At 53.2% G+C, this 25,106-nt stretch carries 22 protein-coding genes; 5 read left to right on the top strand and 17 right to left on the bottom strand.

Annotation, left to right across the window (positions count from 1 at the left end):
• Positions 1–5 precede the first annotated feature (5 nt).
• The 11 genes from pgmB to ACYVUT_RS00965 form a co-directional block, all read right to left on the bottom strand.
• Positions 6–671 carry a beta-phosphoglucomutase gene (gene pgmB, locus ACYVUT_RS01015; protein ID WP_439776103.1) on the bottom strand — a complete coding sequence of 222 codons (666 nt, stop codon included), beginning with the start codon at positions 669–671 and terminating at the stop codon, positions 6–8.
• Positions 656–2,932, bottom strand: coding sequence for a glycoside hydrolase family 65 protein (locus ACYVUT_RS01010; RefSeq protein ID WP_484499691.1), 2,277 nt, complete (start codon positions 2,930–2,932; stop codon positions 656–658). The genes pgmB and ACYVUT_RS01010 overlap by 16 nt, the downstream gene beginning before the upstream one ends.
• Positions 2,933–3,025: 93 nt before the next feature.
• Positions 3,026–4,729, bottom strand: a complete 1,704-nt coding sequence (locus ACYVUT_RS01005; RefSeq protein ID WP_484501366.1) for a glycoside hydrolase family 13 protein — start codon at positions 4,727–4,729, stop codon at positions 3,026–3,028.
• 59 nt (positions 4,730–4,788) lie between these two features.
• Positions 4,789–6,444: an alpha-glucosidase gene (locus ACYVUT_RS01000; protein ID WP_484501365.1), complete on the bottom strand. Its 1,656-nt coding sequence runs from the start codon at positions 6,442–6,444 to the stop codon at positions 4,789–4,791.
• 118 nt (positions 6,445–6,562) lie between these two features.
• Complete coding sequence (locus ACYVUT_RS00995) at positions 6,563–7,522, bottom strand: LacI family DNA-binding transcriptional regulator (protein ID WP_439776107.1); 960 nt, start codon at positions 7,520–7,522, stop codon at positions 6,563–6,565.
• 151 nt (positions 7,523–7,673) lie between these two features.
• The gene (locus tag ACYVUT_RS00990) at positions 7,674–9,290 is read right to left on the bottom strand and encodes an alpha-glucosidase (protein WP_484499687.1); all 1,617 of its coding nucleotides are present in this window, start codon (positions 9,288–9,290) and stop codon (positions 7,674–7,676) included.
• A gap of 151 nt (positions 9,291–9,441) precedes the next feature.
• A complete protein-coding gene (locus ACYVUT_RS00985) occupies positions 9,442–10,308 on the bottom strand; it encodes an alpha/beta hydrolase (RefSeq protein WP_484499686.1) in 867 nt (288 codons plus the stop codon).
• Positions 10,274–11,068: a YibE/F family protein gene (locus ACYVUT_RS00980; RefSeq protein WP_439776110.1), complete on the bottom strand. Its 795-nt coding sequence runs from the start codon at positions 11,066–11,068 to the stop codon at positions 10,274–10,276. Before ACYVUT_RS00980 ends, ACYVUT_RS00985 begins: the two co-directional genes overlap by 35 nt.
• Positions 11,068–12,174 carry a YibE/F family protein gene (locus ACYVUT_RS00975; RefSeq protein WP_484499685.1) on the bottom strand — a complete coding sequence of 369 codons (1,107 nt, stop codon included), beginning with the start codon at positions 12,172–12,174 and terminating at the stop codon, positions 11,068–11,070. Before ACYVUT_RS00975 ends, ACYVUT_RS00980 begins: the two co-directional genes overlap by 1 nt.
• Positions 12,175–12,296: 122 nt before the next feature.
• Entirely contained in the window at positions 12,297–12,926 is a 630-nt protein-coding gene (locus tag ACYVUT_RS00970; RefSeq protein WP_484499684.1) for a helix-turn-helix domain-containing protein, read from the bottom strand.
• Positions 12,927–12,974: 48 nt separating this feature from the next.
• The gene (locus ACYVUT_RS00965) at positions 12,975–14,063 is read right to left on the bottom strand and encodes a D-alanine--D-alanine ligase family protein (protein WP_484499683.1); all 1,089 of its coding nucleotides are present in this window, start codon (positions 14,061–14,063) and stop codon (positions 12,975–12,977) included.
• Positions 14,064–14,211: 148 nt separating this feature from the next.
• Here ACYVUT_RS00965 and ACYVUT_RS00960 point away from each other — a divergent pair, with 148 nt between their 5' ends.
• Complete coding sequence (locus ACYVUT_RS00960) at positions 14,212–15,546, top strand: CAP domain-containing protein (RefSeq protein ID WP_484499682.1); 1,335 nt, start codon at positions 14,212–14,214, stop codon at positions 15,544–15,546.
• A 37-nt stretch (positions 15,547–15,583) separates the two neighbouring features.
• Positions 15,584–16,234 (top strand): Crp/Fnr family transcriptional regulator, encoded by a 651-nt coding sequence (locus tag ACYVUT_RS00955; protein ID WP_439776115.1) that lies wholly within the window; start codon positions 15,584–15,586, stop codon positions 16,232–16,234.
• Between the two features lie 52 nt (positions 16,235–16,286).
• Here the strand turns inward: ACYVUT_RS00955 and ACYVUT_RS00950 are convergent, their stop codons facing one another.
• From ACYVUT_RS00950 to ACYVUT_RS00930, 5 genes are all read right to left on the bottom strand, one after another.
• On the bottom strand, positions 16,287–17,120 hold the full coding sequence (locus ACYVUT_RS00950; RefSeq protein ID WP_484499681.1) for a hypothetical protein: 834 nt from the start codon (positions 17,118–17,120) through the stop codon (positions 16,287–16,289).
• Positions 17,121–17,130: 10 nt separating this feature from the next.
• The gene (locus ACYVUT_RS00945) at positions 17,131–17,811 is read right to left on the bottom strand and encodes a TetR/AcrR family transcriptional regulator (protein ID WP_484501364.1); all 681 of its coding nucleotides are present in this window, start codon (positions 17,809–17,811) and stop codon (positions 17,131–17,133) included.
• A gap of 214 nt (positions 17,812–18,025) precedes the next feature.
• Entirely contained in the window at positions 18,026–19,018 is a 993-nt protein-coding gene (locus ACYVUT_RS00940; protein ID WP_484500878.1) for a ribose-phosphate diphosphokinase, read from the bottom strand.
• Positions 19,019–19,120: 102 nt separating this feature from the next.
• Positions 19,121–19,780, bottom strand: coding sequence for an alpha/beta fold hydrolase (locus ACYVUT_RS00935; RefSeq protein ID WP_439776119.1), 660 nt, complete (start codon positions 19,778–19,780; stop codon positions 19,121–19,123).
• Positions 19,764–20,564 (bottom strand): glycosyltransferase family 2 protein, encoded by an 801-nt coding sequence (locus ACYVUT_RS00930; RefSeq protein ID WP_439776162.1) that lies wholly within the window; start codon positions 20,562–20,564, stop codon positions 19,764–19,766. Before ACYVUT_RS00930 ends, ACYVUT_RS00935 begins: the two co-directional genes overlap by 17 nt.
• A 204-nt stretch (positions 20,565–20,768) precedes the next feature.
• Between ACYVUT_RS00930 and ACYVUT_RS00925 the strand changes: the two genes are divergently transcribed.
• Positions 20,769–21,725 carry a DUF1002 domain-containing protein gene (locus ACYVUT_RS00925; protein WP_484501363.1) on the top strand — a complete coding sequence of 319 codons (957 nt, stop codon included), beginning with the start codon at positions 20,769–20,771 and terminating at the stop codon, positions 21,723–21,725.
• 87 nt (positions 21,726–21,812) lie between these two features.
• Here the strand turns inward: ACYVUT_RS00925 and ACYVUT_RS00920 are convergent, their stop codons facing one another.
• Positions 21,813–22,586: a ribonuclease H family protein gene (locus tag ACYVUT_RS00920; protein ID WP_484501362.1), complete on the bottom strand. Its 774-nt coding sequence runs from the start codon at positions 22,584–22,586 to the stop codon at positions 21,813–21,815.
• A 71-nt stretch (positions 22,587–22,657) separates the two neighbouring features.
• Here ACYVUT_RS00920 and ACYVUT_RS00915 point away from each other — a divergent pair, with 71 nt between their 5' ends.
• Complete coding sequence (locus ACYVUT_RS00915) at positions 22,658–23,602, top strand: alpha/beta hydrolase (protein ID WP_484499677.1); 945 nt, start codon at positions 22,658–22,660, stop codon at positions 23,600–23,602.
• Positions 23,603–23,604: 2 nt separating this feature from the next.
• On the top strand, positions 23,605–25,068 hold the full coding sequence (gene cls / locus ACYVUT_RS00910; RefSeq protein ID WP_484499676.1) for a cardiolipin synthase: 1,464 nt from the start codon (positions 23,605–23,607) through the stop codon (positions 25,066–25,068).
• The last annotated feature ends 38 nt before the right edge of the window (positions 25,069–25,106 follow it).

The raw sequence follows: 25,106 nt of genomic DNA, 5'->3' as shown, positions 1-25,106 counted from the left end.
CTTACCTAATTCCCTGCTTCAAAAACTTTCTCAATCTCGGTCAAATCCAAGGCGCTGGTTGAACCAACGATGTAGTCGGCCCCTTTCAAAACGATCGGATCGCCAATCCCGACCGCGAACTGGCCGGCCGCCTTGATGGCCGCTACGCCTGCTGGCGCGTCTTCGAAAGAAATTACTTCATTCTTCTCCAAACCAAGCAGTTCCTGGGCCCGGATGTAGATTTCCGGATCCGGCTTGCCGTGCTTGAGGGTGGCCGGGTCAACCCGGGCGTCAAACATGTCTTCCAAATCCAGCTGCTTCAAAATCAAAGGAGCGTTCTTGGAAGCTGAGGCCAGGCCCATCTTTAAGCCTTGAGCCTTGGCCTGCTTGAGCAGGTCGTCCATCTTTGGCAAGATGTCGGCCCGGGTCATGTCCTTGACCGCGTTCACGTAAGCCTCGTTCTTCTTGGCCGCCAGGGCTTCTTTTTCTTCCTGGCTGTAGTCGTTTTCCTTGTGCCCGTATTCCAGGATGATTTCCAAAGAATCCATTCTGGACAAGCCGCGCAGCTTGTCGCCGAATTCTTCCGGCAGTTCAATCCCGATGCCGCGGGCCAGGTCTTGCCAAGCCTTGAGGTGGTAGACGGCCGTGTCAGTGATGACCCCGTCCAGGTCAAAAATTAATCCTTTAAGCATTGGCTTTGTCCTTCTTTCAAAGTTACTTCCTGGTCCCAAACCTTGACTGGCAAGTCTTCACCAGACAGAAGGGTCAGCTTGACTTCCTTGTCCTTTTCAACTGCCAAAGCCAAGATGCGGCCGCGGTAGTTGATCTTGAAGCTGTAGCTGGACCACTTCTTTGGCAGGAATGGGGCAAAGCTGATGCCGTCTTCGTTGTAGCGCATGCCGGCAAAGCCTTGCACGATGGCCAGCCAGCTCCCGCTCATGGAAGTGATGTGCAAGCCGTCAACCGTGTCGTTGTTGTAGTTGTCCAGGTCCAGGCGGGCAGTCCGTTCATAGAATTCAACCGCCTTGTCCTGCTTGCCCAGTTCAGCAGCCAGAATGGCGTGAATTGACGGACTCAGGGAACTTTCGTGAACCGTCATCGGTTCGTAGAAGTCGTAGTTTCTTTCCTTCTCTTCCTTGGTGTAGTGGTCATTCAAGAAGTAGATCCCTTGCAAAACGTCGGCTTGCTTGATGAATGGGGACCGCAGGATCTTGTCCCAGGACCAGTGCTGGTTCAGCGGCAGTTGGTCAGCCGGGATGGTGTCCTTGCTTCTGAGGTCCTTGTCCAGGTAAGTGTCATGTTGGACGAAGATGCCCAGTTCCTTGTCTTCTGGCAGGTACATCCGGTCGACAATGTCTTGCCACTTGGCCAGTTCCTCGTCAGTTACCTGCAGGCGCTTCTTGGCTGCTTCCGTTGCCAATGGCCAGCGCTCGATCGTGTAGCCCAGAAGCCACTTGGCCATGGTATTGGTGAACCAGTTGTTGTTGACGTTGTTTTCGTATTCGTTCGGGCCGGTTACCCCGTGGATCATGTATTGGCCCTTGCGCTTGGAGAAGTGGACCCGGTCAGCCCAGAAGCGGGCAGTTGAAACCAAGACGTCCATGCCTTCGTCCTTGACGTAGGAGTCATCACCCGTGTAACGGGTGTATTGGTAAATAGCGAATGGAATGTCCGCGTTCCGGTGGATTTCTTCAAAAGTGATTTCCCATTCGTTGTGGCATTCAATCCCGTTGAAGGTAACCATTGGGAAGAGGGCACCCTTGAGGCCTTGCTGGCGGGCGTTGTGGAAGGCACCTGGCAATTGTTCATGCCGGTATTCCAAGAGGGACTTGGTAACTTCCTTAGGCGCAACGGCCAGGTACATCGGCACGATGAAGGCTTCAGTGTCCCAGTAAGTGGCACCGCCGTACTTTTCACCGGTAAAGCCCTTCGGCCCGATGTTAAGGCGTGGGTCTTGGCCGTAGTAGGTCATGAAGAGCTGGAGGATGTTGAAGCGGATCCCCTGCTGAGCAGCCGGATCACCTTCAATCGTCACGTCGCAGCTTGCCCAGCGCTTTTCCCAGACAGCTTCATGGTCGGCCAGGTTCTGGTCAAAAGTCTTGCTGGTCAATTTGGCCATCAGTTCATCGGCCTTGGCTGCTTGTTCTTCATCAGCCACGTCCCGGCTGGTGATGACGATGACGTCCTTTTCCAGTTCCCAGCTTTGGCCGGCCGCCAAAGTCTTGGCGAAGTGCTCGCTGACTTCGCCGCTGGCGGTAGTCACGTCGCCGGAAAGGATTTGACCGTCTTCCCGGGTAACTTCCTTCAAGAGAACCGTGAATTGTGGGGTGCCGAAGTTGTTTGGCTTGGTCCGCAGCTGGATGCTGCGGCCGTCAGCATCTTCGCTTAAGGCATCCCAGAAGCCTTCTTCGTAGTTGCTGTCTTCGTTGACCACGTTCCCGTTCAAGCGGCTGGCAATTTGCAGGTCAGCTTCACCGCTGAGGACAGTGGCCTTGACCTTGATCAAAGCAGCTTCCTTGATGACGGAGCTAAGGAAGCGGGTGAAAGTAAATTGAACCCGGCAGTCCTTGCCTTCATAAATAAAACTTCTGGTAAGCAGGCCTTGGTGCATGTCCAGGCTAAGACTGAAATCACTGATTTCATCAGTTGCCAGGTCCAGCTTGTGACCGTTGATGGTCACCGGCAGGTCAATGAAGCTTGGGGCGTTCAAGGTCTTGCCGAAGTAGTCCGGGTAACCGTTCTTCCACCAGCCGACCCGGGTCTTGTCCGGGAACCAGACACCGGCGTAGTAGGTACCCTTCAAACTGTCGCCGCTGTAGCCTTCTTCAAAGTTGCCGCGCAGACCCATGTATTCGTTGCCGATTGAAGTCATGCTTTCCTGAAGGCGCTTGTCTTCTTTTGAAAAGGTATGACTGGTCAATTTCCAGGGATCAATTTCAAAAATTCTTTTCATCGCTGTTCTTCCTCGCTCAAATCATTCTGTAATCATTATCAGCTAATATGCAAACGCTAACAAGCTTTATTTTTATGTTACCGTTAACAGCTTCTATTTCACACTCAGAACATAGCCCTTGTCAGCCAGCTGGCCAGCTTCCAAGCCCCGGCTCAAAGCGGCTTTCGCGCTTAGGCTGACAGCTTGGCCGGTCGTGTTGAACCAGCCTTCGATAGTTTCCTTGCCGGTCCGCTTGACGTGAATTAAACCGTTTTCGGCAACTTCCAGCCAGGTCTGCCCCTTGCTCAGGCTTTCCCAGTGCTGGCGGCGGAAGGCGATGATCGCCTGAACTGCCTGCCAGACCGGACTGCCCTTTTGGCTCCAGTCCATTGGCTTGCGGCAGTCAGGGTCATTGTCCCCGCTCATGCCCATTTCCGTCCCGTAGTAGATGCATGGAGAACCGGTTTGAATGAAGGTGAAGGCCAAAGCCTGCAGGGCCTTGTCTTCATCTTCACCGGCCACCGTCTTGATCCGGGCAGTGTCGTGTGAGTCCAAAACGTTCAGCATGGCTGAGTTGCTCTGCTCTCTGTAGAGGAAGAGCTGGTCAGTCAAGAGTTCAGTCATGGTCTTGGCATCTTGCGTCCCCTTGAGGAAGTGGTCGGCAATCTGGCCAGTGAATGGGTAGTTCATGGTACCGGAGAATTCATCCCCATTCAGCCAGGATTGGCTGGAGTGCCAGGATTCGCCCAGGACGTAGAAGTCAGGCTTGATGGCCGTAACAGCTGCCTTGAACTTCTTCCAGAATTGGTGGTCAACTTCGTCAGCCACGTCAAGCCGCCAGGCATCGATGTCGAATTCCTTGACCCAGTAGGTCGCGATCGTCAAAAGGTAGTCCACGACTTCCGGGTCGGCGGTGTTCAATTTCGGCATATGCTTTTCAAAGGCAAAAGTCTCATAGCTTGGGTCGGCCGGGTCATATGGTTCAACCGGGAAACGGTTGATGTGGAACCAGCTGGCAAAGCGGGATTCCGGCCCATTTTTGACAACATCCTGCCACTGCATGGAGGAGTCGCCCATGTGGTTAAAGACCGCATCCAGCATGACCTTCATCCCCCGGGCGTGGGCTTCGTTGACCAAGCGGGCAAAAAGCTGCTTGTCCCCAAAGTCCGGGTCGATTTCCAGGTAGTCAATCGTGTCGTACTTGTGGTTGGAGCTGGCCTTGAAGATCGGGCAGAAGTACAGGCCGTTGATCCCCAATTCTTGCAAGTAGTCCAAGTGGTCCAGCACCCCTTGCAGGTCACCGCCGTAGTAGTCTTCCCGGCCTGGGTGGTCGCTTGGATTCCAAGCCTTGACGCCCTCTGGGTCATTGCTCTTGTCCCCGTTGGCAAAGCGTTCCGGGAAGATCTGGTACCAAACTGTCTCCTTGACCCAGTCCGGGCTCTTGGTCATGTCGACTGCATGGAAGTAAGGGAGCTTGAAGTAGTTGTTCGGGTCCTCGTAGCTTTCCTTTTCGTTCTTTCTAAAGCCACGGTCGCCGTAAACCCATTCCTCGCCATCTTCGCCGTGAATTTCAAAGACATACTGGGCCCGGTGCAAAGGCAAAGTCACTTCCGTTTCCCAGTAGTCGTTTACTTGGCCGCGTCCGGCCAGGTCCATGGCCTGCTTCTTCAAGTTGGTCAAGGGTTCGTGAACGTCACAATAGTGGACGTAGACTGCCTTGACGTCGCGGCCCGTGTGCAGGCGCAGCTTCATGGTCTCCGTCGTCACCAGGTAGCAATCTTCGCTTTCAGGTCTGTGTCTAACTGCTGCTGTTTGCATTTTTGTTTCCTCGCTAAAAAATCATCATCACGTTTATTATTTGCTTCTTGCTTTATTGCTTATTTTTTCTTTTGCAAAACTGCCCCGGCAAAAGGCATCAAGGTCAGTTCCTTGCCTTGCAGGTTGATGCTGCCAGCCGTCAAGACGGAAGTCATCTCTTCTGGCAGGGTCAAGTGCTCCTTCTTGGCGCTGAGGGAAACGACCACTAAAGCCCGGTCATCCCCTAAATCCCGCTGGTAGACCAGGAGGTCTGCTTTGGTATCCAGCAGGTAGTAGCTGCCCTTGGTAAACAAAGGCGTTTGCTTCAATTTCAGCAGCTGCCGGTAGAAGTTGAGCATGCTGGATGGGTCAGCATCTTCGCTGGCCACGCTGACCTTGTCCCGGCTTCTGCCAGTCAGCCAAGGCTTGGCAGTGCTAAAGCCGCCATACTGGCTGTCGTCCCAAGGCATTGGTCCCCGGGCCGGCAATTTATGGGTCTGGCTGGCCATTTCCAGAGCCGCTTTTTCATCGACTCCGGCTTCGCCAGCTTCCTTGACAAAGTCAGCCACCGTTTCATCAGCAAACTGCTCTACATTGTCAAATTCCAGGTTGTGCAGGCCTAATTCTTCTCCGTAGTAAATCACCGGGATCCCCCGCTCCAGGTACATGGCCATGGCCAAAGACCGCTGCTGAACCGGAGTCGTGGCGATCCGGGTCGCCAGGCGGGCCATGTCATGGTTGCTCCAGTACAAGGTTGGCGCGGCCGACAAAGTCTGCTGCCAGACGGTCTGGTTTTGCTTGAAGGCCAGCCAGTCAAACTCTTTTGGCTGGTATTGGCCGCTGAAGTCGGGGTTGACGGAATCTTCTTTTTCCGTAAAGTAGCGGAAGGTAATGACTGAGTCCATCAAATTCCGCTGAGGGTCGGTGTAGTCGGCCGCCAGGTTGATGCTGGCGCTGGCCGCTTCCCCCAAAAGCAGGAGATTAGGAAATTCTTCCCGCAGGCGAGCACAGAAAGGAGCCAGCCATTCCTGCACTTCCGGCCGGTTGGCGAAAAAGTCTTCCGCGATGACCGGCTTGTCGTCCTCACTTGGGTAGGACTGGCGCAGGTCAGCCTTGGCGATGTGGATGAAGGCATCCAGGCGCAGGCCGTCGACCCCCTTCTTGAGCCAGAACTCAGCCGCCTTGAACATTTCCTCGCGGACAGCCGGATTCTTCCAGTTAAGATCTGGCATTTCCTTGGCAAAAAGGTGGAAGTAGGACTGGCCCGTTCCGGCCGGGTCAGCTGCCCAGCAGCTGCCGCCAAAGAAGCTGCCCCAGTTGTTTGGCCGGATCCCGTCTTTACCGGCAAAAATGTAGTAGTCCCGGTAAGGGCTGGCCGGATCACTAACCGCGGCCTTAAACCATGGATGCTGATCAGAAGTGTGGTTTAAAACAAAGTCCATGATCAGCTTGATCCCGGCCTGGTGCAGGTCGGTGACCAGCGCTTCAAAGTCTGCCATGGTCCCCATGACCGGGTCGATCTTGTAGTAGTCGCTGACGTCATAGCCATTGTCGACGCCCGGTGACTGGTAGATCGGGTTGAGCCAGACAGCGGTGATGCCCAGCTGCTTTAAGTAGGGAATCCGCTGGCGGACGCCGTTTAAGTCGCCGATGCCGTCGCCGTTGCTGTCTTGAAATGATTTCGGGTAAATCTGGTAAATAATGGCATTCTTTTGCCATGCATCCTGCTTAGTCATGTTTCTTTTTCCTCCAGTAAAAATTTAACCAAATTTGTTGTAGCGCTTACAAGCATAGCCTGTCTGTTATCGGTAACAAAAGGCAATGAAAAAAGCATCCCTAAGGATGCTTCAGTCACTATTTGGTTGATTCGGCCTCGCTCAAGCTTGGTTCGATAAAGACCTCCCCTTGCGGAGCGCCATTTTGGGAAATTTTTCTTAAAATGAGTTCCGCCAGCTTCTCGCCAATCAGCCACAGGTTCTGCTTGACAGTCGTGATCGTCGGCGATGACACCCGGTCTAAAAGGACCCCGTCATAGCCGATTACGCCAAAGTCTTCCGGAATCTTTGCTTCTGCCTCTACCAGGGCCTGGATGACCCCCATGGCAATCCGGTCGCTGGCGCAGGCAAAGCAGGTGTTCTTGGGAAATTCGCCCAAGTGTTCCTGGATAAATTCGCGGGCCGCGGCTGAGCTGTTTTCCACCCGGAAGACACTGGGAATCTTCTTGTTTTGCTGCATGGTGTTGACATAGCCGGCTTCTCTGGAAAATTCAAAGGCCTCGCGGACGTCAATGCCGATAAAGACCACGTTCCGGTAGCCGGCCTTCAAGGCATACTTGGTCGCCATGGTCTCGCCGGCCAGGTTGTTGGTGTCAACGAAGTCATAGCCGCCCCGGTTCTCGCCAAACAAAACAAAGGGCTGCTTGAGCTCATTGAGCATGCTGTAGTCACTGGTTCTGGCCCCGGTGATCACGTAGCCGTCGGCTGCCCCCTGGTCCAGCTGGCTCCCCTTCAAGAGCAGCTGGAGGGAATAATTCTTCTTCTTCAATTCCGTCGCCATGCCAAACAAGACATTGGTAAAGTAGGGGTCAGTCTCATCAATGTCTTCCAAAATCACGAACTTCACCACGCTGGTCTGGTTCTTGGCCAGGGCCCGGGCAGCGTTGTTGGGGTGGTAGTTCAACTTGTGCATGGCGTCTTCAACGACCACCTGCAATTCCGGGGCGACCAGTTCGGGGTGGTTGATCACCCTTGAAACGGTCATTTTCGACACGTGGGCCTTGCGAGCCACATCTTCTAAAGTAGCGGTTCTCTTCAAGCAAATTTCCTCCCATCAAGGATTCATAGTCTAACTTTTTCCTTCTTCACTTCCTACGCTAGATTCTAACACAAAATAGTATATTTTTTGTAAGTTTAAAAATTCGCTTTCAAAAAATTAGATTATCTATTCAACTAATCAGATAAATGACTTATTTTTCCACCCGGCAAAGAAAGGCCGCGTAAGGAGGTAACAGAGACTTGGACAGGTCTTCCGGAACGGGAACGTTGGCCAGGAGGACTTCCTTGACCTTATCCGGCAAGGAGACTTCCTGCTCCTCGCCAGTCAAGTTGCAGACCAGCAGCCACTTGTCTTCGGCGTTTTCCCGGTGGTAGGCCATGACGCCATCTGCCGTGTCCAAAAGTTCAAAGGACCCATCGGTCAAGATCCGCTCCTGGTGGCGGAGGGCAATCAGCTTCTTATAGAAATAATAAATTGAATCAGGATCATTCACTGCATTTTGAACGTTTATTTTCTGGTAGTTGGGGTTGACCGCCAGCCAAGGCCGGCCACTGGTAAAGCCGGCCGAGCTTGAATCATCCCACTGCATTGGGGTCCGGGCATTGTCCCGGCCGCGAGCATTGATGGCCTTGATCAGGTCCTCCTTCTTCCAGCCCTCTGCCAGCCGCTCTTGATACATCCGCCGAGCTTCGATGTCTTCTACCTCGTCGATAGCAGAAACCGGGCAGTTGGTCATCCCGATTTCCTCGCCCTGGTAAATGTAAGGTGTCCCCCGCAAGCCGTGCAGGAGCAGTGCCAGCATCTTGGCGCTGCGCTCACGGTACTGCTGGTCATTGCCGAAGCGGGACACGATCCGCGGCAGGTCGTGGTTGTTCCAAAAGAGGCTGTTCCAGCTGTGGTTGAAGTCCAGCTTTTGCCACTTGGCCAAGACATTCTTCAAATCGCCGTAATTAAGGGGCTTGGTGTCCCACTTTTCCTTGCCGGCCTGCTTGTCCAGTTCCGTGAATTCAAACTGGAAGACCATGGACAGCTCTTTTCTGTCCGGGTCGCTGTAAAGGGGAGCGTTGGCCAAAGTTGCCCCCCAGGTTTCCCCGACCGTCAAAAAGTCCCGGTCGCCAAAAGTCTTCCGGTGCATCTCCTGCAGGTAGTCGTGCAGCTTAGGGCCGTTGGCGGTGATCTCTTCTTCTGGCACCTTGCCGATCAGTTCGATTACGTCCATCCGGAAGCCCCCGATCCCCTTGTCGATCCAGAAGTTCATCAAGTCGTAGACCTTCTGCCGCAGGGCCGGGTTCTTCCAGTTCAAATCCGGCTGCTCTTTGGCAAAAAGGTGGAGGTAGTACTGGCCGACCTGGCCGTCATATTCCCAGGCGCTGCCGGAAAAAGCCGACTTGAGCTCATTGGCCTTGTCCGCCCAGACATAGTAGTCGTGTTCCGGGGAGGATGGATTTTTCCGGGCTTCAATAAACCAAGGGTGCTGGTCAGAAGTGTGGTTGACCACCAGGTCCATCACGATCCGGATCCCCCGCTTCTTGGCCTCACTGATTAATTCCTCCATGTCCGCCATGCTTCCGTACTTAGGATCAATCGCTTCGTAGTCGGCGATGTCATAGCCATTGTCAACGCCTGGTGACTTGTAGACCGGGCAGAGCCAGATAGCATCGATGCCCAATCCTTGCAGATAGTCCAGCCGCTTGATGATCCCCTGCAAGTCGCCGACCCCGTCACCGTTAGTGTCCTGGAAGGACTTGGGATAAATCTGGTAAATCACGGCCTGCTTCCACCATGGTTCTTGCTTTTCTGTTGTCATTTTATTTCCTCAAACTCTCATCTAAATTCAGCTGAAGCGCTGTCATTTTTCTACAAGTTTAGTATAGGAAAAACAGGCGCGGATGCAAGCAGTTACCGCTAACCAAATGAAAAAGAGCTGCCAGGGCAGCTCTCATAAATACATTATCGTGCTATTGGTAAAGCTGGGTCAGCTTGTCCTTGTTTTCGTCATAGTTGATCCCGGAGAAAAGATGGTCCAGCCACTCCAGGCTCAATTTAAACCAGCGGGCCGTGTGGGGATTGCCCTGCCAAAAGATGTCTTCCGTGGACAGTTCCGGCGTGGCCAAGGAGTAGCCGTGATAGCCGATGTCAAACATGTGTGCCTCGCACTTGACCTTGTTTTTGAACAAGGCTTCCTCGTAGGCCATGGCATTGGTTGGCAGGCAGATCGGGTCATTCCAGGACTGAAAGATGAAAGTCGGCGGCGTCTTGGGAGTTACCCCCAAGGCCGTGTCGATCAACTTCGGGTCATCCGGCAAGGCCCCGTCAGCCCGGCCGCCAATTTCAAAGGCCACCTTGTGGACATCAGTCAAAGGATAACCCAGAATCGTGGCATTTGGCCGGACCTGGTCCCCCTTATAGCCATACTTTTCCTGGTATTCAGCTTCGTCAGCCAGGTAGTTGGCCGCGCTGACGATATGGCCGCCGGCAGAAAAGCCGATGGTCATGATCTTGTCTGGGTCAATCTGGTATTCAGCCGCGCGTTCGCGGTAGTAGCTGACCGTGCTGAGGACGTCCAGGCCGGCGTCAGGGTAGATCTTGCCTTCATCCTGCAAAAGATTGTAGCTGACCACGCAGGCGTTGAAGCCCCGGCTGACATAGGCCAGAGCCACCGGCTCACCTTCCTTGACTGACAGGTGGGTGAAGGAGCCGCCCGGCACCACGATAGCCAGGGGGCGGAGCTTGTTTAAGGGAGCATGGCTGCTTTTGACCGTATAGGTCTGCAGCTGGTAGGTCCGGCCGTTAAAGTTCTTGATCTCTAGTTTTTTCGTTTCCATTTTTTGCCTCACTTTGCCGGCTCATTCCCTTGGCCAGCAAAAAAGTCGCCAAAGGAACCGTCAGCAGCACACCGAGCAGAGAATACATGATAATCAGTGCTTCATTTACAAAAAGTTTATCATTAATCACCTCACTAAAGGAATAGTGCAGGCGGTAATACCATAAAAAGAGGGACAAAAAACTGCCAAACATCCCGTAGATGATGGTGTTCATGGCCGTGCCCAAAACGTCGTAGCCAATCGCTGCCCCGCTCTTCATCAGCTGTTCTTCCGTAATCTCCGGCTTGGCCTTCTTCAATTCCAAAATCCCCGAGCTCATCGATACGGCAGCTTCCGCCACCGCCCCAAGGGCTGAGAAAATGGCCACGGTAACGGCGATCTGCCCGTAGCTGATCCCCGGCATCTGGGAGTGGCCCAAGAGAATTTCCCCGGCTTCCGGCCCCAGACCGGCGGCTTGCGCCAGATATTGGATGCCTAAGATCAAAACGCTGACCAAGCCTAGGACGATCAAAGAGGCATAGAAGGAATTTTTGGCCACGGTATAGTCATGGGTGCCCAGGAAGATGATCGTGACCAGCTTGAGGGGCACGAAGATCGCGGTGATAACGGGGATGCTCAAGCCCCAGGAGATGAGCATGGCCACCAGGACCAGCAAGAGGCTGTTGATCAATACGCTGAAGAAGCTGCGGATCCCGGTCTCCCCGCCGATGACGGTCATCAAGATGGCCAAAACAATGATTAAAGCACCAAGGCTGCTCATTATTGCTTACCTCCTTTCTCCGGCTTTTTTAAAAAGAGAAGGCTGCAGAGGCTGGCAAAAACGATGGTCAAAACGATCCCGATCGCTGAAACCGCGCTCTGCGTTGCCCCCAAGGACATGGTGAAGTTAAAAGTCGTCCCGATAGTATTGTTGTCCCGGAAGTACAGGATGCTTTCAGGCAGGGCTTCAGAAATGAAGATCAAAACCAAGACGTTGATCAAGGGTCCCATGATCTCCTGCCCCATCGTCCGTCCGCTGGCCAAAAGCTCCTTGACGGTGATATCGGGCTTGTGCTGGATCAATTCATACAGGCTGGAAACAATGTCCGTTGCCTCGTCCATCACTGCCCCAAGTACCCCCAGCAGGGCCTGGGCCATGAAGATCCCCCGCGTGTCCTGGGTAGCGTAGTCGCCCATTTCATAGTTGAGGTAGGTCTCCCCGGTCAGTTTAATAACGGCGTAACAGAGAGCAAAAGAGACGAAGACCCCGAGCAAGGTCGCCAGCCAGGTGACCAACATCTTTTTATTAATCCCCTGCACGATCGCCAGGCTGAAGAAGGAGAAGACGATATCAGCCACAGAGAACATCCAGATGATCCCGGCCCCGTTGACTGCCACGTCCCAGAGAATCAAGCAGTAAAACAGGATCCAGCTGATGGCCATGGAGACGATCAAGTGCCAGCTCCGCCGGCCGACCACGGCCACCATCAAGGACAAAGTAATGGCCAAGGTCATGACCAGAATCCAGTCTCTTTTCGGCGAAACCAAGGCCAGGCTGCCGTCGGTTACAGTCACGAAGACCCGCTCGCCGGCCCGGTACTTCTGGGTGACCAGCTGGGAAGGATAGTAGGTATTGACCGTTTCAAAGGTCTGCCCCTTGTACTTGCCGGTTAAGACCTGGACATGGAGGTACTGCCGGCGTTCTTCATCCTTGTTGCCGTAAATATCAGTTTCTTTTTTCAGCAGCCGTTCCTTGATCTTCGTGTCCGTGATCACCGCCACTGGGTTCTTGTAGCCAGTCGTCTTAAAATAGGTCAGCGCGGCCAGGCCCAGACCCACGGCCAGCAGAACCAGGGCGGCCAAGAAGCGCTGCTTTTTCGTTTCCATCCTCTTCGCGTTTGCCTTTCTGTTTTTTGTTTTAGTTTTCAGCACTTTTTATTTTAGTGCAAAAAAAGGACCGCTTTCGCGGTCCCCCTTAATATTTAAGCTTAATTTAGCAATTTGCGCCATTATTTAAAAATTTTCTTCCACCAGGGAGTCTTCTTAGGCGCCAGCTGCATGTCGGCCAGGGTCCGGTAAGTTGGTGCCCCTTTGGCCGCGTTCTCCTGGGCCCGGCTGAGCAGTTCCCGGTGGACTTCCTGGTCGCTCTTGGCCATGTCAGCCACGACCTGGGCCCTTTTTTGTTCCGGGGTGACTGGCTCTTCTTCCAAAAAGCCGTCATCAAAATCGGGCAGGTCCAGGACATCGTCGGCTGCCTGCTCTTCAGCAGTTTTTTCTGCCTTATCCGCTTTCAGCTGGGCCAGCTGCTCTTTCAGCTCGGCAATTTCCTGGTCCTTAGCGGCCAGGGCGGCTTCCAGCTGGTCTTCCCTGGCGGTTTTTACCGGCTCTTCTTTCTTTTCGCTGGCAAAAAGTTCCCGGGCAGCTTGGTCGACCTTCTGGCCCTTCTTGACCAGGTCCTGCATTTGCTTCAGCTTTTCCAAGTCTGCTGGCCGGTAGCGGCGGGCATTCTTGACCCGGGGAAAGTAAGCGGGTGATGTGGCCTTTTCCACCGCCTGCGAATACTTGCGCAGGGTGTTTTCGCTGACCCCAAGGGCCTGGGCGGCTTCACTGGTCTTCATCTGCTCACTTATCTCACTCATGTTCTGACTTTCTTTCGCAAAAAACTAAATTTTCAAAGAACTTTTCCCTTAGTCGTGCTTGTGCAGGAGGGTCTTCTTGTGGGCGTAGCGCTCTTCAGCCAGCTTGATCAAGCGGGTGATCAAGTCTGGGTAAGAAATCCCAGCTTCTTCAAACAGCTTCGGGTACATGCTGATGTTGGTAAAGCCTGGCAGGGCGTTCAATTCGTTGAAGATGACTTCCCCGTCGCTTTCTCTAAGCATGGAGTCAACCCGGGCCATGCCGCTGCATTCAGTGATCTGGTAGATCTTCAAGGCGTTTTCCCGGACCTTTTCCGCGGTTTCTGCCGGGATCTGGGCTGGGATCTGCAGGGTCGTGGTTGATTCTTCGCTGTACTTGTTTTCGTAGCTGTACCAAGTGTTATCGGCGTTGATGATCCGGCCGACCCCGGAAACTACCGGGTGGTCATTGCCCAAAACGGCAGTTTCAACTTCAGTGCCGACGATCCCTTCTTCAACCAAAACCTTGTCATCGTACTTGAAGGCTTCAGCCAAAGCTTCAGCGTAATTGCTGTCGTCAACTACGTGGGTGATGCCGACGGAAGAACCCTGGTTGGACGGCTTGACGAAGAGGTTGCTGGTGCCCAGCTGGCCGCTGACCCAGTCGTAGCTGAGCTTTTGGTTCTTGGCGTCTTCGTATTCGTAGCGCTTGATGGATACCCACTTGGCTACCGGCACGCCGGCTCTTTGGGCCAGGATCTTGGTGAATTCCTTGTCCATGGTTACGGCTGCCGCCAAAACGTCGACCCCGACGAAAGGCTTGTCGATCAGGCGGAAGAGGCCTTGCAGAACCCCGTCTTCGCCCAGGTTGCCGTGGACGATTGGGAAAAGCACGTCCAGTTCCGGCCGGGAAGCCAGCTCGATCAAGTTGGAAAGGTTGGCCGTCTTATCGGTCTTTTCCACCATGTAGTCTGGCTCTTCCAGGACCTTGTATGAATCAGCTTCACTGGCCACATAGCCGGAGTTCGTGATCCAGATCGGGTGCACGTCAAACTTGTCCTTGTCGATTGCCTTGTAGATGTTGCCGGCTGAAGTGATTGAAACTTCGTATTCGGAGGAGTTCCCACCAAAAATCAAACCAACTTGTGTTTTTTTCGTCATTGTTTCGTCTCCTTTTATCAACTCTGTATTATACCGAAAACTCGGGCTTTTGGCGCACTTTCCCGGCAAATTTTAAGCTTTTTTAGCGAAAGCGCTTAATGGCGAAAAAAGAAAAAAATCAGCTATAATATAAACTAGAAAGGGGTTGATGAAGATGCGTCATAAACCAGTACTGTTTTTGCTGCCGACAATCTTTTTGGCAGTGGGGCCTACGACTGTCCAGGCAGCGGAATTCACGCCGCAGGAACAGGCAGAGGTGCTTCGTTTTCAAAGAGAATACCAGGCCTTGAGCAAGGCCGTCTACACCCAGCAGAATATCTATGCCAGCAAGCCTTCCTTGAAGAAGAAGTTCAAGGCGGGCAGCTTAAAGACCAGCTACATCAACGAGCAAGTCGCCTACATCAACTACTACCGTGACCTCTTCGGCTTAACCGCCGTCAAGACGACCAGCCAGGGCAACAAGAATGCCCAGACGACAGCCGCCGTCATGGCCGCCATCAATGCCAACCCGTTCGTCAACCAGCACGGGCTGCCAAACGAGAAGCGGCCAAGCTACATTTCAAAAAAGAACTGGCTTTTGGCCCAGGATATTTCCAACTCGGCCAACCTTAACTTCAATGCCAGCCCGCAGACAGCCGGGGATGTCGTGACCGACCTCTTGACCGACCGCTACAACCTGTCAGGTTCTGACACCGGCCACCGGGCTTGGCTTTTGTCCACCCGCCTCAGCAAGATCTCAGTTGGGGCAGCCTACGGGACCAATGGCTACCGCTACTCAGTCAATCAGGTTTTGAACGTAGGCGACAGCTCAAGAACTGCCAGCCGGGAAATGGTGGCCTATCCAAACGCCGGGGTCTTCCCCCTGGAGCTTTTAAATGGACAAAACATCGCCTGGTCTTTGTACTTCTCAAACAAGATCGTGACCTCAACGCCAAAGATCACCGTTACTGACGATGATACCGGTAAGACAGTCACGGCCAGCCAGGTAGCCAACTACAGCGAATACGGCTTCGGCAACTTCCAGACCGTGATCACCTACTACCCAAGCAAGCTGCAGCTGACAGCCGGCCACAAATATACGGTCAGAGCCGGTAACCTGGCTACTTACAGCTTCAAGCTCTTCAAGCAGAGCAGCAGCCAGACTTATTCCAGCAAGGTCTCCTCTTCCAGCACCCAAAGCAAGAACAAGGTCAGCCAGCAGGATCTGCAAAACAAGGGCCTGGCCAAGTACCTCTACAAGGTCGGCAAGAAGATCTCCACCGTCAAGAGCAAGAAGATCACCAATGCCAAGGCGGTCAAGAAGACCAGCAAGGCTAAGAAGACTACTAAGAAATCCAGCAAGAAGTCTAGTAAAAAGTCCACGAAAAAGTCTGGTAAGAAATCTAAGCCTAAGGCTAAATCTAAAAAATCTAGCAAGAAATCCAAGTCTAAAGCTAAAAAGACCAGTAAGAAATCTGCTAAAAAATCCAGTAAGAAGAAGTAAACAAGTAAGTGTATAAATTAAAGCAAAACAGACAACTATGCAGCAACACGACGAGTTAAATTGCATCAGCCACGTGCCGATTTTCAAGAACCTCCCCCTGGACCTGCGCCAGGACTTGGTTCACATTTCGACCCACCAGCAGTTTTTTAAAAAAGGGAGCTTGATCCATGCCCCGGGCGATGGCCGCTTATCGGTCATGTCCCTGGACTCAGGCCGGGCCAAGGTCTACAGCCTCAGCCCCGACGGCCATGAGCAGGTCCTCAGCCTAATGCAAAAGGGCGACATCAACGGGGAAGAAAACCTCTTTGACACGGAAAACGACGACCTCTTCATCGAAGCCCTGGAAGACAGCACGGCCTGCTCCATCAACTATTCCGACTTCCAGGACCTTCTGCTCAAGTCACCAGAGCTGTCCTTGCACCTCTTAAACGAGTTCGGCAAGCGCCTGGTCAGTGCCCAGAAGAACGCCATGCGCCGCAACAGCCTGGAAGCTGGCCCCCGCCTCTACGCCAGTCTTAAAGACTACGCTGATGAAGCCGGATCAAGCACCTTCACCCTGCCCCTAAAGAAGAAAGACCTGGCCAGCCTGCTGGGCATCACCCCCGAAACTCTCAGCCGGGAGTTCTCCAAATTAAAAAAGGATGGCTACATCGCCGCCAAAGGCAAGCAGATCACCATTCTCAAATAGAGTAAATAGCAAACTAAAAAGGCAAAGCCGCTGGCTTTGCCTTTTTGCTATGTTAATTTGAAGTTGCCTGCCATGGAATGGCGCTGACAACATATAAAATGACGCCGGCGATCACGAAGTCCAGGAAGACCCCGCTGGCGATTTCCAGCCAGTAGCCCAGGTCGGCCACGGTAATCACCGAGGTATCCATAAAGATCGGCACCATGGCCAAGATCCCGTAAACCAGGATGAACCAAAAGGCGGTCCACATCAGCCCGGCTGTCATGTCGTGAATCACTGCCCGCTTGGTGTGACTGGCGAAAGCCTCCCGCAAAATCGAGACTAATGCCACCAGGCAAAGCAGAATCACCAGCAGGTTGACGATCCGGATGATCGTGATCAAGTTGGCCTCCAGCATGACCGTGGCCAGGTCAAAGGCGTTGCTGACAATATAGACTGAAGAATTGCTCTGCTTCTTCAGCTTCTTGCGGATGGCGGTCACCTGGTCGGTGTCCGTCTGCTCCTTCTTCAAGATCACGGCCTTGATATCCTTGGCCAGATCAAGATTGCTGGTATGGATAAAGTGCCAGCCGTACTTGTAGTCAATGATCAAGTCGGCAACTTCTCTGGCCTGGTCGTCAGAGATCAGGTTCTTTTCATCGCTGGACCCGTTGACGATCGTGGCCAGGCGGTTAAAGTGGCTGTTGACCTGCTGACTGACCACAACCGTATTGCTGTCGGTCTTGATGGTTTCCTTCATGAAAGCAGGATTCAGAAAAGTTCCCGTGGCCAGCAATAAGCTGAGCAATAAGAAAGCTATAAAGGCCAAGGGACGCTTGTATTCTAACGCGTTGTCCGCGATTTCATAGTTGTTCCTTCGTCTGCGCGTTCCGGAACTTTCTGCCATGCGCTCGCTCCTAACTGTAAATTTCCTTGCCTTCGTCAAACATAGTGTCGATCTCGTTGTGGACCTCACCGATGTTGCTGTCGTCAATGATTCCGTGACCTTCTTCCAGCACGGCCGTAATTTCTTCCGGATCCGCGTGCAAAAAGCTGTACATCAGGGAACTGGTTGAGTAGTCGGCCAGCTGGGTCGCGTTAAGACCGTGCTTTTCCCGGTCCCGGTACAAACGGCCGACCCCCGTAACGATAAAGACAATCCCGGTCCGGATTTCCTGGTAGTTGCTGTATTCAGAAAAAGCATGGTGGGACTTCATCCACTCATCCAGCATCCGGCTCCAGTTGTCCAAAGAAGTCTGGTCAGTAAAGGCCTCCGTAATTACCCGGTCCAAGCCCTTGTCCGTCATCCCCAAAGTCGCGATCGTGTAGATCAAAGCATCCACCCGGGCAAAGGGGTTCTTCTTGGGCACGTGATAGTTTGCTTCTACCTGGTCCCACATGGTGTTGAACAGGTTTCTGACGATATCTGTCATCAATCTTGCCTTGTGTGGGTAGTAGGACTGCAGCAGGGACTTGGAAATACCCGAGTTCTCCGCGATCATCTGCAGGGAAACATGGTCAAAGCCATTGGCTCTGATCAAGCGGAAGGTGTTGTCCAAAATCTCCCGCCTTCTCTGCATGTTCTTTCTTCTTGCCATCGATCATCTCATCCTCTCTGTAAAGTTAATAAAATTATAGCAAGATTTCCTTGCCTAATCACAGCGATAACGCTTGATTTTACCCAAATCTGTTATTTTTCCCGCTTTCTTCAGTCACATTCCCAAAAATAATCTAAAAAACAAGAGCAAAATAAGAGAAAAATCAACATAAACAAAAAAGGAGACCGCTAGCGGTCTCCCGTTTGATCGCGCCTTAGTCTTTGGTGAAGCGGTTTTGTTCATCAAAAATGTCGTGAATTGAGCGATCGTTGTAAATATGGTCAATCCCCTTGGCCAGGAGGCGGTCAACTGAGATCCGGACCATCCGGTCAGGATACTTTTCATGCTTGATGGTATCCGTAACCACGATTTGTTCCAGCGGCAAGCCGTTCAAGATCTTGATCGCGTCTTGTGACAGCAAGGCGTGGGTGGCAGCCGCGTAGACCTTGGTCGCGCCGGCAGCGAAGACTGACCGGGTTGATGAAGCCAGGCGGGTGCCAGTGTCGATCAAGTCGTCAACGATGATGCACTTCTTGCCCTTGACGTCACCGATCATGTCGTGGACGCTGTCATCGTAGCGGGCCCCGCGCTGGTCAACGATGGCGATCGGCGCGTTGAAGTACTGGCCGAAGACCCGGGCCAACTTAGTGCCGCTGTGGTCTGGTGAAACAACGACCACGTCGTCGTCATCCTTGGCCGCGATCCCGTTGTCCAGGAAGTACTGGCCCAAAAGCGGCATCGCGTGCAGGTGGTCAACCGGCACGTTGTAGAAGCCCTGGATTTGAGAAGCGTGCAAGTCGATGGTCAATACCCGGTCGATCCCGGTCAGCTGGAGCAGGTTGGCAATCAGCTTGGCCGTGATTGGTTCCCGGGACCGGGTCTTGGTGTCAGAGCGAGAGTAGGCCAGGTACGGAATCACGCAGTTGACCGTGTGGGCTGAAGCCCGGTGGAGGGCATCCAGGACGATTTCCAGTTCCATGAAGTTTTCATTGACCGGATCTTGAATTGACTGGATGACGAAGACGTCGCAGCCCCGGACGCTTTCCGCGATGTTGACCTGGATTTCACCATCGCTGAAGTGGTGAACCGTCGTTTCGATCAAAGGAACGCCCAGCGTGCTGGCTACCTTTTCGTTCAATTGCGGATTGCCGCCGAGCCCGATCAGCTTCATCGGGTTGAGCAGCTTATGAATTTCTTCTTTTGTAATTGATGTCATCATGAGCCCCTTAGAAACACTCTCATTAATTGAATCTATTGTATCTACAGTAACATTATAGCAAAGGTTCGGCTTTGATCGGCCGTTTTCTCATTATTCCTTGCAAAAATCTTTGATCAGGTCCAAAATCTTCAAGCTGTCCACCACGTAGGAATCATGGGTCTGCCGCGGCATCAAGGCCAGGCGGCCGTTTGGAATCAAGCTGCTGTACCAGCGGACATGTTCGACTTTGACCCAGTCGTTTTCCCCGACCACGCAGAGAACGGGAATCTTGATCTGCTCCAGGCTTTCCGGCTCCATATAAGATTCAGTAAGTTCCACCCGGCTGTCGCGGTCAAAGCGGAGAAAACGCCGGACACCTTCAGTCAGATAGTGGTACTTGTGGATTCCCCGGCCATCAATGAAGACCCCGGCCACGATCGCCTTGCCCAAAATATCGGGCTGCTGGCTGGCCAGCATCAAGGTCACTAAACCGCCGGAGTCGTAGCCAAAGACGTATGGCTGCTCCAAACCAAGCTCTTTGATGAAGACGGCCAGGTCTTCAACTTCGGTCTGGTAGTGTTCAGCCCCGTCGCCGCCACTTAAGCCGTGCCCCCGCATGTCCAGGGTATAGACCGTGTAGTACAGTGACAAAGGAGCAATCACCTTGCTGTACATCCCCCCGTCCAAGTGGTGGCCGTGCAGCAGGATCAGGGGGTGGCCCTGACCGAGCTTTTGGTAGTAAAGATCGACTCCATTAACTTTGATGATCATCTTTGATCCTTTCCCTTACATAACTGCCTTGGTATTCCGAAGTCTGCGGCCGCTTGCTGAGGAGCTTCTTCCACAAGTGGGAAAAAATGCTCTTGTAGATCGAAATGTTGGCCCCCACGATGCTCCAGAAGTGATCCCAGCTGACTGTATGAACCGCGCTGTCGGCCCTTTGCCAGTAATGGTAAAGCGGCACGGAGCTGTAGTAGCAGCCTTCAGTCTGCATGAGATAGTCAATATTGAAAACCTGGTCTTCCATTAGGTCCAAGTCTTCGTTAAAGCGCAGGTGCAGGCGGCGGACCAGCTGGGTCTTGTAGCACTTGTTCCAGGTATAGCCCTTCACCGGCGAGTGGGCACTGCCCAAGACCTTTAAAACAGCCTCAAGCCGGGTCAATTCACCTTCAACTGGCTTAGTAATCGGCACGGACGGCTCCCCTGCTTGATCGACGTAGTAGCCGCAGGTCACCATGTCATCATCCGGGTGGCGGTCAAAAGCCTTGATGAAGTAGTCAGTGTAGTCCGGCTCAACCCAGTCGTCTCCATCATGAAAAATAAAGTACGGCGTGTCGACCATGTCCAGGCCCAGGTTCCGGGCGGCAGCTACCCCTTCATTAGCCTTGCTGACCAGGTCAAAATACTGGAAGCGGTCCTGGTAGCTGGCCGCGATTTCCGCCGTCGAATCAGTCGAGCCATCGTCAATGACCAGCAGCTTGAACTGCTGGTTCTTCTGCTCAAGCAAATAGTCCAAGGCCCGAGCCAGGTATTTCTCTTGGTTGTAGACAGTCATGATGACTGTCAGCTTCAAGTCGGCATTTGCTGGCAAAGCCGCATCCCCCTCTCCAAATCTATCCTTTACATTATATCATCTTCGCCGCGAATCTGCCGCTGGCCCGGGCTTGCTTAAATTTTTGCTAAGAGAGATATCCCCAAAACAAACTCTAGTATAATTATAGGCGGAGCATGAAAACAAAAAACAAGGAGACTTAGCAAAATGAACATGAAAATCAAGAAAATCATTACAGCCTGCGCCCTCTTCCTGGGCCTGGGCCTAGCGGCTGGCAGGGTCTCTGCCGCCGAAGACACCACCCCGGTCATTACCCTGGGGACGTCATTAACTGAAAGCCAAAAGCAAGGCACCCTGGACGTTTTAAAAGGCGCCCTCAGCGACTCCAGCAGCTACAACACCTTGACGGTAACGGGCAGCGACCTGGTTACCTACCTGAACCCGTCCGGCAGCTCCTTTACCTCTTCTTCAGGAGTCTGGTCCAGCGCTGCCATTGAAAAAACCAGCTCCGGCAGCGGGATCAACGTCCGCATCCTCAACTACAACGGGCAAAACAACATCACTACCATTACCGCCAACCAGTACAGAAACGCGGCAGTAACGGCCGGGATCACTGACGCCAACATCTACGTCACTTCCGCGACCCCGATCGACGGTTCCGGCGCCCTGGCTGGGATCTACAAGGCCTACGCCAAGAGCGGGGAGAAGCTGAACCAGAAGCAGATCACCGCGGCCCAGGACGAATTGAACACCTTAAGCGGCATCACCAAGGAAAACAAGGGCAAGGACGGCTACTCCGACGCCCAGCTCAACAATGCCGTGGCCGGGGCCAAGAAGGAAATGGCCCAAAAAGGCTCAAACATCACCAAAAGCCAGATCGTTACGATCGTCAACAACCAGATCAAAAACAACAATCTGACCAACGTGATCACCAACGAACAGAAGCAGCAGATCGTCAACATCCTGGTTGAAATCCGCGACTCTGGTGCCCTCAACTCCTCTTCCTTCAAGCAGCAGGCCAGCCAGGCCATGAGCGCTATCCAGAAGAGCGCCAAGGGGATCTTCGCCAAACTGAATACCAGCGAAAACCGCAACGCCCTGCAGAAGCTCTGGGACGCCATCGTCAACTTCTTTACCAGTCTCTTCTCCAGTTTTGGCAAGTAATGAAGCAATAAAAGTTGGACAATATCTAAAAATTAAAATATTCATGCAAAAAGCCCGCGCCAAGCGCGGGCTTTTTCTGTCTCTGCCTTACATCTGGTCCATGTACTTGTTGAGCAGACCGTCGACAAAGTTGTTGCCGGCACTGTTGGCGTGCCCCTTGACCCATTCAAATTCAGGCTGGGCAAACTTGGCCATTTCCCCGGCGATTTCCTGCCAGAGCTCGCGGTTGGCAACTGCCGACCCATCTGCCTTCTTCCAGCCCCGTCTCTGCCAGCTCTTGATCCAGGCCAGGCCTTGCTCTGTGTCGCTGACGGCCTTGATGACATACTGGGAGTCTAAAGAGAACAAGAGGGGCTGGTTATTTAAGCCCAGTTCTTCCAGCTTCTTCAAGCTTTCCAAAAAAGCAGTCATTTCCATTTCGTTGTTGGTGGCCCCAAAGCGACCGCCGCTGGCGGACAATTTCTGGCCGCCATATTCGATCAAATAAGCCCAGGCTGCCTTGTCGTCTGCCTGTACGTGCCCGCCCTTGTGGGTCCCGTTGTTCCGGCAGCCCCCGTCGGTAAAAATATGGGCGACGTACTTAGAAGCTGACGTAAATTCTTTTTTGCTCTTATTTTCAGCTTGTTTATTTTGCCTTCCGCCCTGTCTGACCCGGGAAATAGCGGCCTGCAGGTCGTCCTCAGCCCCCTGCAGGGCCTTGAGCGAGTCTTCCGGGTCCATCTGCAGGTAGTCCAGGGCCTCCATCATATTGCTGAAGGACTTGTATTCCGCCCCGGAAAAGCCCTTGACCTGTTCCTCTGCCTCCGGCCAACTGTGGTAGATTCCTGGCCGGTAGCCTTTTTTAACAACGTAAAATTTCATCTGCTCCCTCTCTTCTGCTAAAATGGTATGATGTTTACAAAGCAATTGTATCAGAGAAAGGCGGGACAACTGTGCTCTTTTTTAATTCCAAAAAGTATGCTGAAGAAACTGAAAAAAAGCGCGGCAAAAATCCCGACCCCCGGGACCACTCCCTGGCCATGATGTTCTTCTTGGGCATCCTGGCGACCTTTCCGCCTTGCCGGATCTTGCTGAAGCTGCGGGGCAAGCGGGTCAGCGACCTGGCTGAAAACCAGGCAAGCGGCTCTGACCAGGTTCCGATCATCTACGTCCACGGCTTCCGCGGCGGGGACTACACCACTAAGGTGATGGTTGAAGATGCCCTCAAGCAAAAGGGCGACTCCCGCTTCTTGAAAGTAGAAGCTGACTTGACTGGCCGGATCAAGCTGACTGGCTGCTACACTGGTGACAAGCAGCCAATCATCCAGCTGGCCTTCAAGGACCGGATTGCCGGCTACCAGGCCATCAACTACTACCTCAGCTTCATCCTGCCTTTTCTGAGCAAAAAATACGGCTTTACCCGCTACAGCGCCGTGGCCCATTCTTTGGGCTCGCCTTGCGTGGTCGCTACGGAAATGCGCTATGCCAAGCGGAAAAACTTCCCCCACCTGGCCAGCTGCGCTTTGATCGCCGGCCCCTTCAACGGTGTCATGTATTTAGGCGACATCCCCAATGTCAACCGCTTGACTGAAAATGGCCGGCCCAGCGTAATGACCCCGCACTATTCCTATATGCTCCGCCACCGGCGGGACTTCAGCCCCAGCATCCGGGTTTTGAACATCTACGGCAACGTCTTGGACACGACCAATTCCGACCGCTTCATCTCCGTGGTTTCCGCCAAAAGCATCCGCTATATCCTGGCCCCGGACGCGGTCTACTACCAGGAAGTCGAGGTCCGCGGCGACAATGCCGAGCACTCGCAGATGCATGACGAGCCCTTCGTCATCGGCATCCTGGACCGTTTTTTAGGCTTAGACAAAATCAAGAAAGGACTTTAAAAGTGACTGCCATCTCTTGGATCGATATTTGGCACATCATCTTCTTCGCCAACGCCATCCTGGCCCTCTGGACCGTCTTCCACAGAAAACGGTCGGTCGCCACCTCCTGGGCCTGGCTGATCGTCTTGATCATCCTGCCGGTTGTTGGCTTCATCATCTACGGCTTCGTCGGCCGGGGGATTTCCCAGGAAAACCTTTTTGCCATCAACCGGCAAAAGCACATCGGCCTCTCCAACGTGCAAAAAATGATCACCGAGGCCCCGGCTAAAATTGACCAAAATGACACCTCCCCTAGCGCCCACATCTTGATCAAGTACCTGGACAAGGACCAAGAGTCCCCCATCACCAAAAACAACAAGCTTAAGCTTTACACTGACGGGCATGCCAAGTTCCGGGACCTTTTTGCCGACATCAGACAAGCAAAATCCAGCATCAACGTTGAATACTACACCATCTATAACGACGCCATCGGCAACGAATTCCTCAAGCTTTTGATCCAGAAAGCCCAAGAGGGCGTCCAGGTCCGGGTCCTCTACGACGCCTGGGGGTCATTCGGGGCCTCCAAGAGCTGGTTCAAGCAGCTGGTTGACGCCGGCGGGGACGTTTTGCCCTTCATCACTTCAAGGAACATGATTTCCCGGAACCGGATCAACTACCACCTCCACCGGAAGATCGTGGTCATCGACGGGGTTACCTCCTGGACCGGGGGCTTCAACGTCGGCGACCAGTACTTGGGCCGGAAGAAAAAATTCGGCTACTGGCGGGACACCCACCTCCGCCTGGTCGGGTCAGCCTCCCTGCTTTTGCAGGAAAGATTCGTGATGGACTGGAACGCTTCCGCCGTCCGGGAAGAAGAACTGATCAGCTTTGACGAGAAGCTCTTCCCCGATTTGGATGAAAACGACATCTCTAAAGGCGATATGGCTGTCCAGGTTGTTTCCGACGGTCCCGACAATGACGAGCCATACATGAGAAACGGCCTGGTCCGCTTGATGATGCTGGCCAGAAAGCGGGTCTGGATCCAGACCCCTTACTTGATTCCGGACGAAGCCATGATTGCCGCCTGGCAGATCCTGGCCAGCTCAGGGGTTGATCTGAGGATCATGATCCCCTGCATGCCGGACCACCCCTTCATCTACCGGGCAACCCAATGGTACGCCAACCAACTGGTCAAGATCGGGGTCAAGGTCTACACCTACAACAACGGCTTCATGCACGCCAAGACCATCATCGTCGACGACAAGTACGCGACTGTCGGCAGCGTCAACCAGGACTACCGGTCTTATGACCTCAATTTTGAAGACAATGTCTTCGTTTACGACCGGGCCTTCAACAAGGAGATGTCCGACCAGTTTGAAAAGGACATGGAGCAGTCAACCCTTCTGACGCCGGAAATAATCAAGAAGCAGTCCCGCTGGCTGCACGCCTTGCAGAACTTCTCCCGCCTTTTATCACCAATTCTGTAAAAAATAAGAAACAAGAAAACAAGAGAAGATAAAACAAG

The sequence above is a fragment of the Lactobacillus sp. WILCCON 0059 genome (assembly GCF_057197985.1).
This window is presented reverse-complemented; position numbering and strand designations above follow the sequence as displayed.

Bases quoted from the DNA above. Each gene is read 5' to 3' on its own strand.
- pgmB (WP_439776103.1), bottom strand. From the start codon at position 671: ATGCTTAAAGGATTAATTTTTGACCTGGACGGGGTCATCACTGACACG.
- ACYVUT_RS01010 (WP_484499691.1), bottom strand. From the start codon at position 2,932: ATGAAAAGAATTTTTGAAATTGATCCCTGGAAATTGACCAGTCATACC.
- ACYVUT_RS01005 (WP_484501366.1), bottom strand. From the start codon at position 4,729: ATGCAAACAGCAGCAGTTAGACACAGACCTGAAAGCGAAGATTGCTAC.
- ACYVUT_RS01000 (WP_484501365.1), bottom strand. From the start codon at position 6,444: ATGACTAAGCAGGATGCATGGCAAAAGAATGCCATTATTTACCAGATT.
- ACYVUT_RS00990 (WP_484499687.1), bottom strand. From the start codon at position 9,290: ATGACAACAGAAAAGCAAGAACCATGGTGGAAGCAGGCCGTGATTTAC.
- ACYVUT_RS00985 (WP_484499686.1), bottom strand. From the start codon at position 10,308: ATGGAAACGAAAAAACTAGAGATCAAGAACTTTAACGGCCGGACCTAC.
- ACYVUT_RS00980 (WP_439776110.1), bottom strand. From the start codon at position 11,068: ATGAGCAGCCTTGGTGCTTTAATCATTGTTTTGGCCATCTTGATGACC.
- ACYVUT_RS00975 (WP_484499685.1), bottom strand. From the start codon at position 12,174: ATGGAAACGAAAAAGCAGCGCTTCTTGGCCGCCCTGGTTCTGCTGGCC.
- ACYVUT_RS00970 (WP_484499684.1), bottom strand. From the start codon at position 12,926: ATGAGTGAGATAAGTGAGCAGATGAAGACCAGTGAAGCCGCCCAGGCC.
- ACYVUT_RS00965 (WP_484499683.1), bottom strand. From the start codon at position 14,063: ATGACGAAAAAAACACAAGTTGGTTTGATTTTTGGTGGGAACTCCTCC.
- ACYVUT_RS00960 (WP_484499682.1), top strand. From the start codon at position 14,212: ATGAAGATGCGTCATAAACCAGTACTGTTTTTGCTGCCGACAATCTTT.
- ACYVUT_RS00955 (WP_439776115.1), top strand. From the start codon at position 15,584: ATGCAGCAACACGACGAGTTAAATTGCATCAGCCACGTGCCGATTTTC.
- ACYVUT_RS00950 (WP_484499681.1), bottom strand. From the start codon at position 17,120: ATGGCAGAAAGTTCCGGAACGCGCAGACGAAGGAACAACTATGAAATC.
- ACYVUT_RS00945 (WP_484501364.1), bottom strand. From the start codon at position 17,811: ATGGCAAGAAGAAAGAACATGCAGAGAAGGCGGGAGATTTTGGACAAC.
- ACYVUT_RS00935 (WP_439776119.1), bottom strand. From the start codon at position 19,780: ATGATCATCAAAGTTAATGGAGTCGATCTTTACTACCAAAAGCTCGGT.
- ACYVUT_RS00930 (WP_439776162.1), bottom strand. From the start codon at position 20,564: ATGACTGTCTACAACCAAGAGAAATACCTGGCTCGGGCCTTGGACTAT.
- ACYVUT_RS00925 (WP_484501363.1), top strand. From the start codon at position 20,769: ATGAACATGAAAATCAAGAAAATCATTACAGCCTGCGCCCTCTTCCTG.
- ACYVUT_RS00920 (WP_484501362.1), bottom strand. From the start codon at position 22,586: ATGAAATTTTACGTTGTTAAAAAAGGCTACCGGCCAGGAATCTACCAC.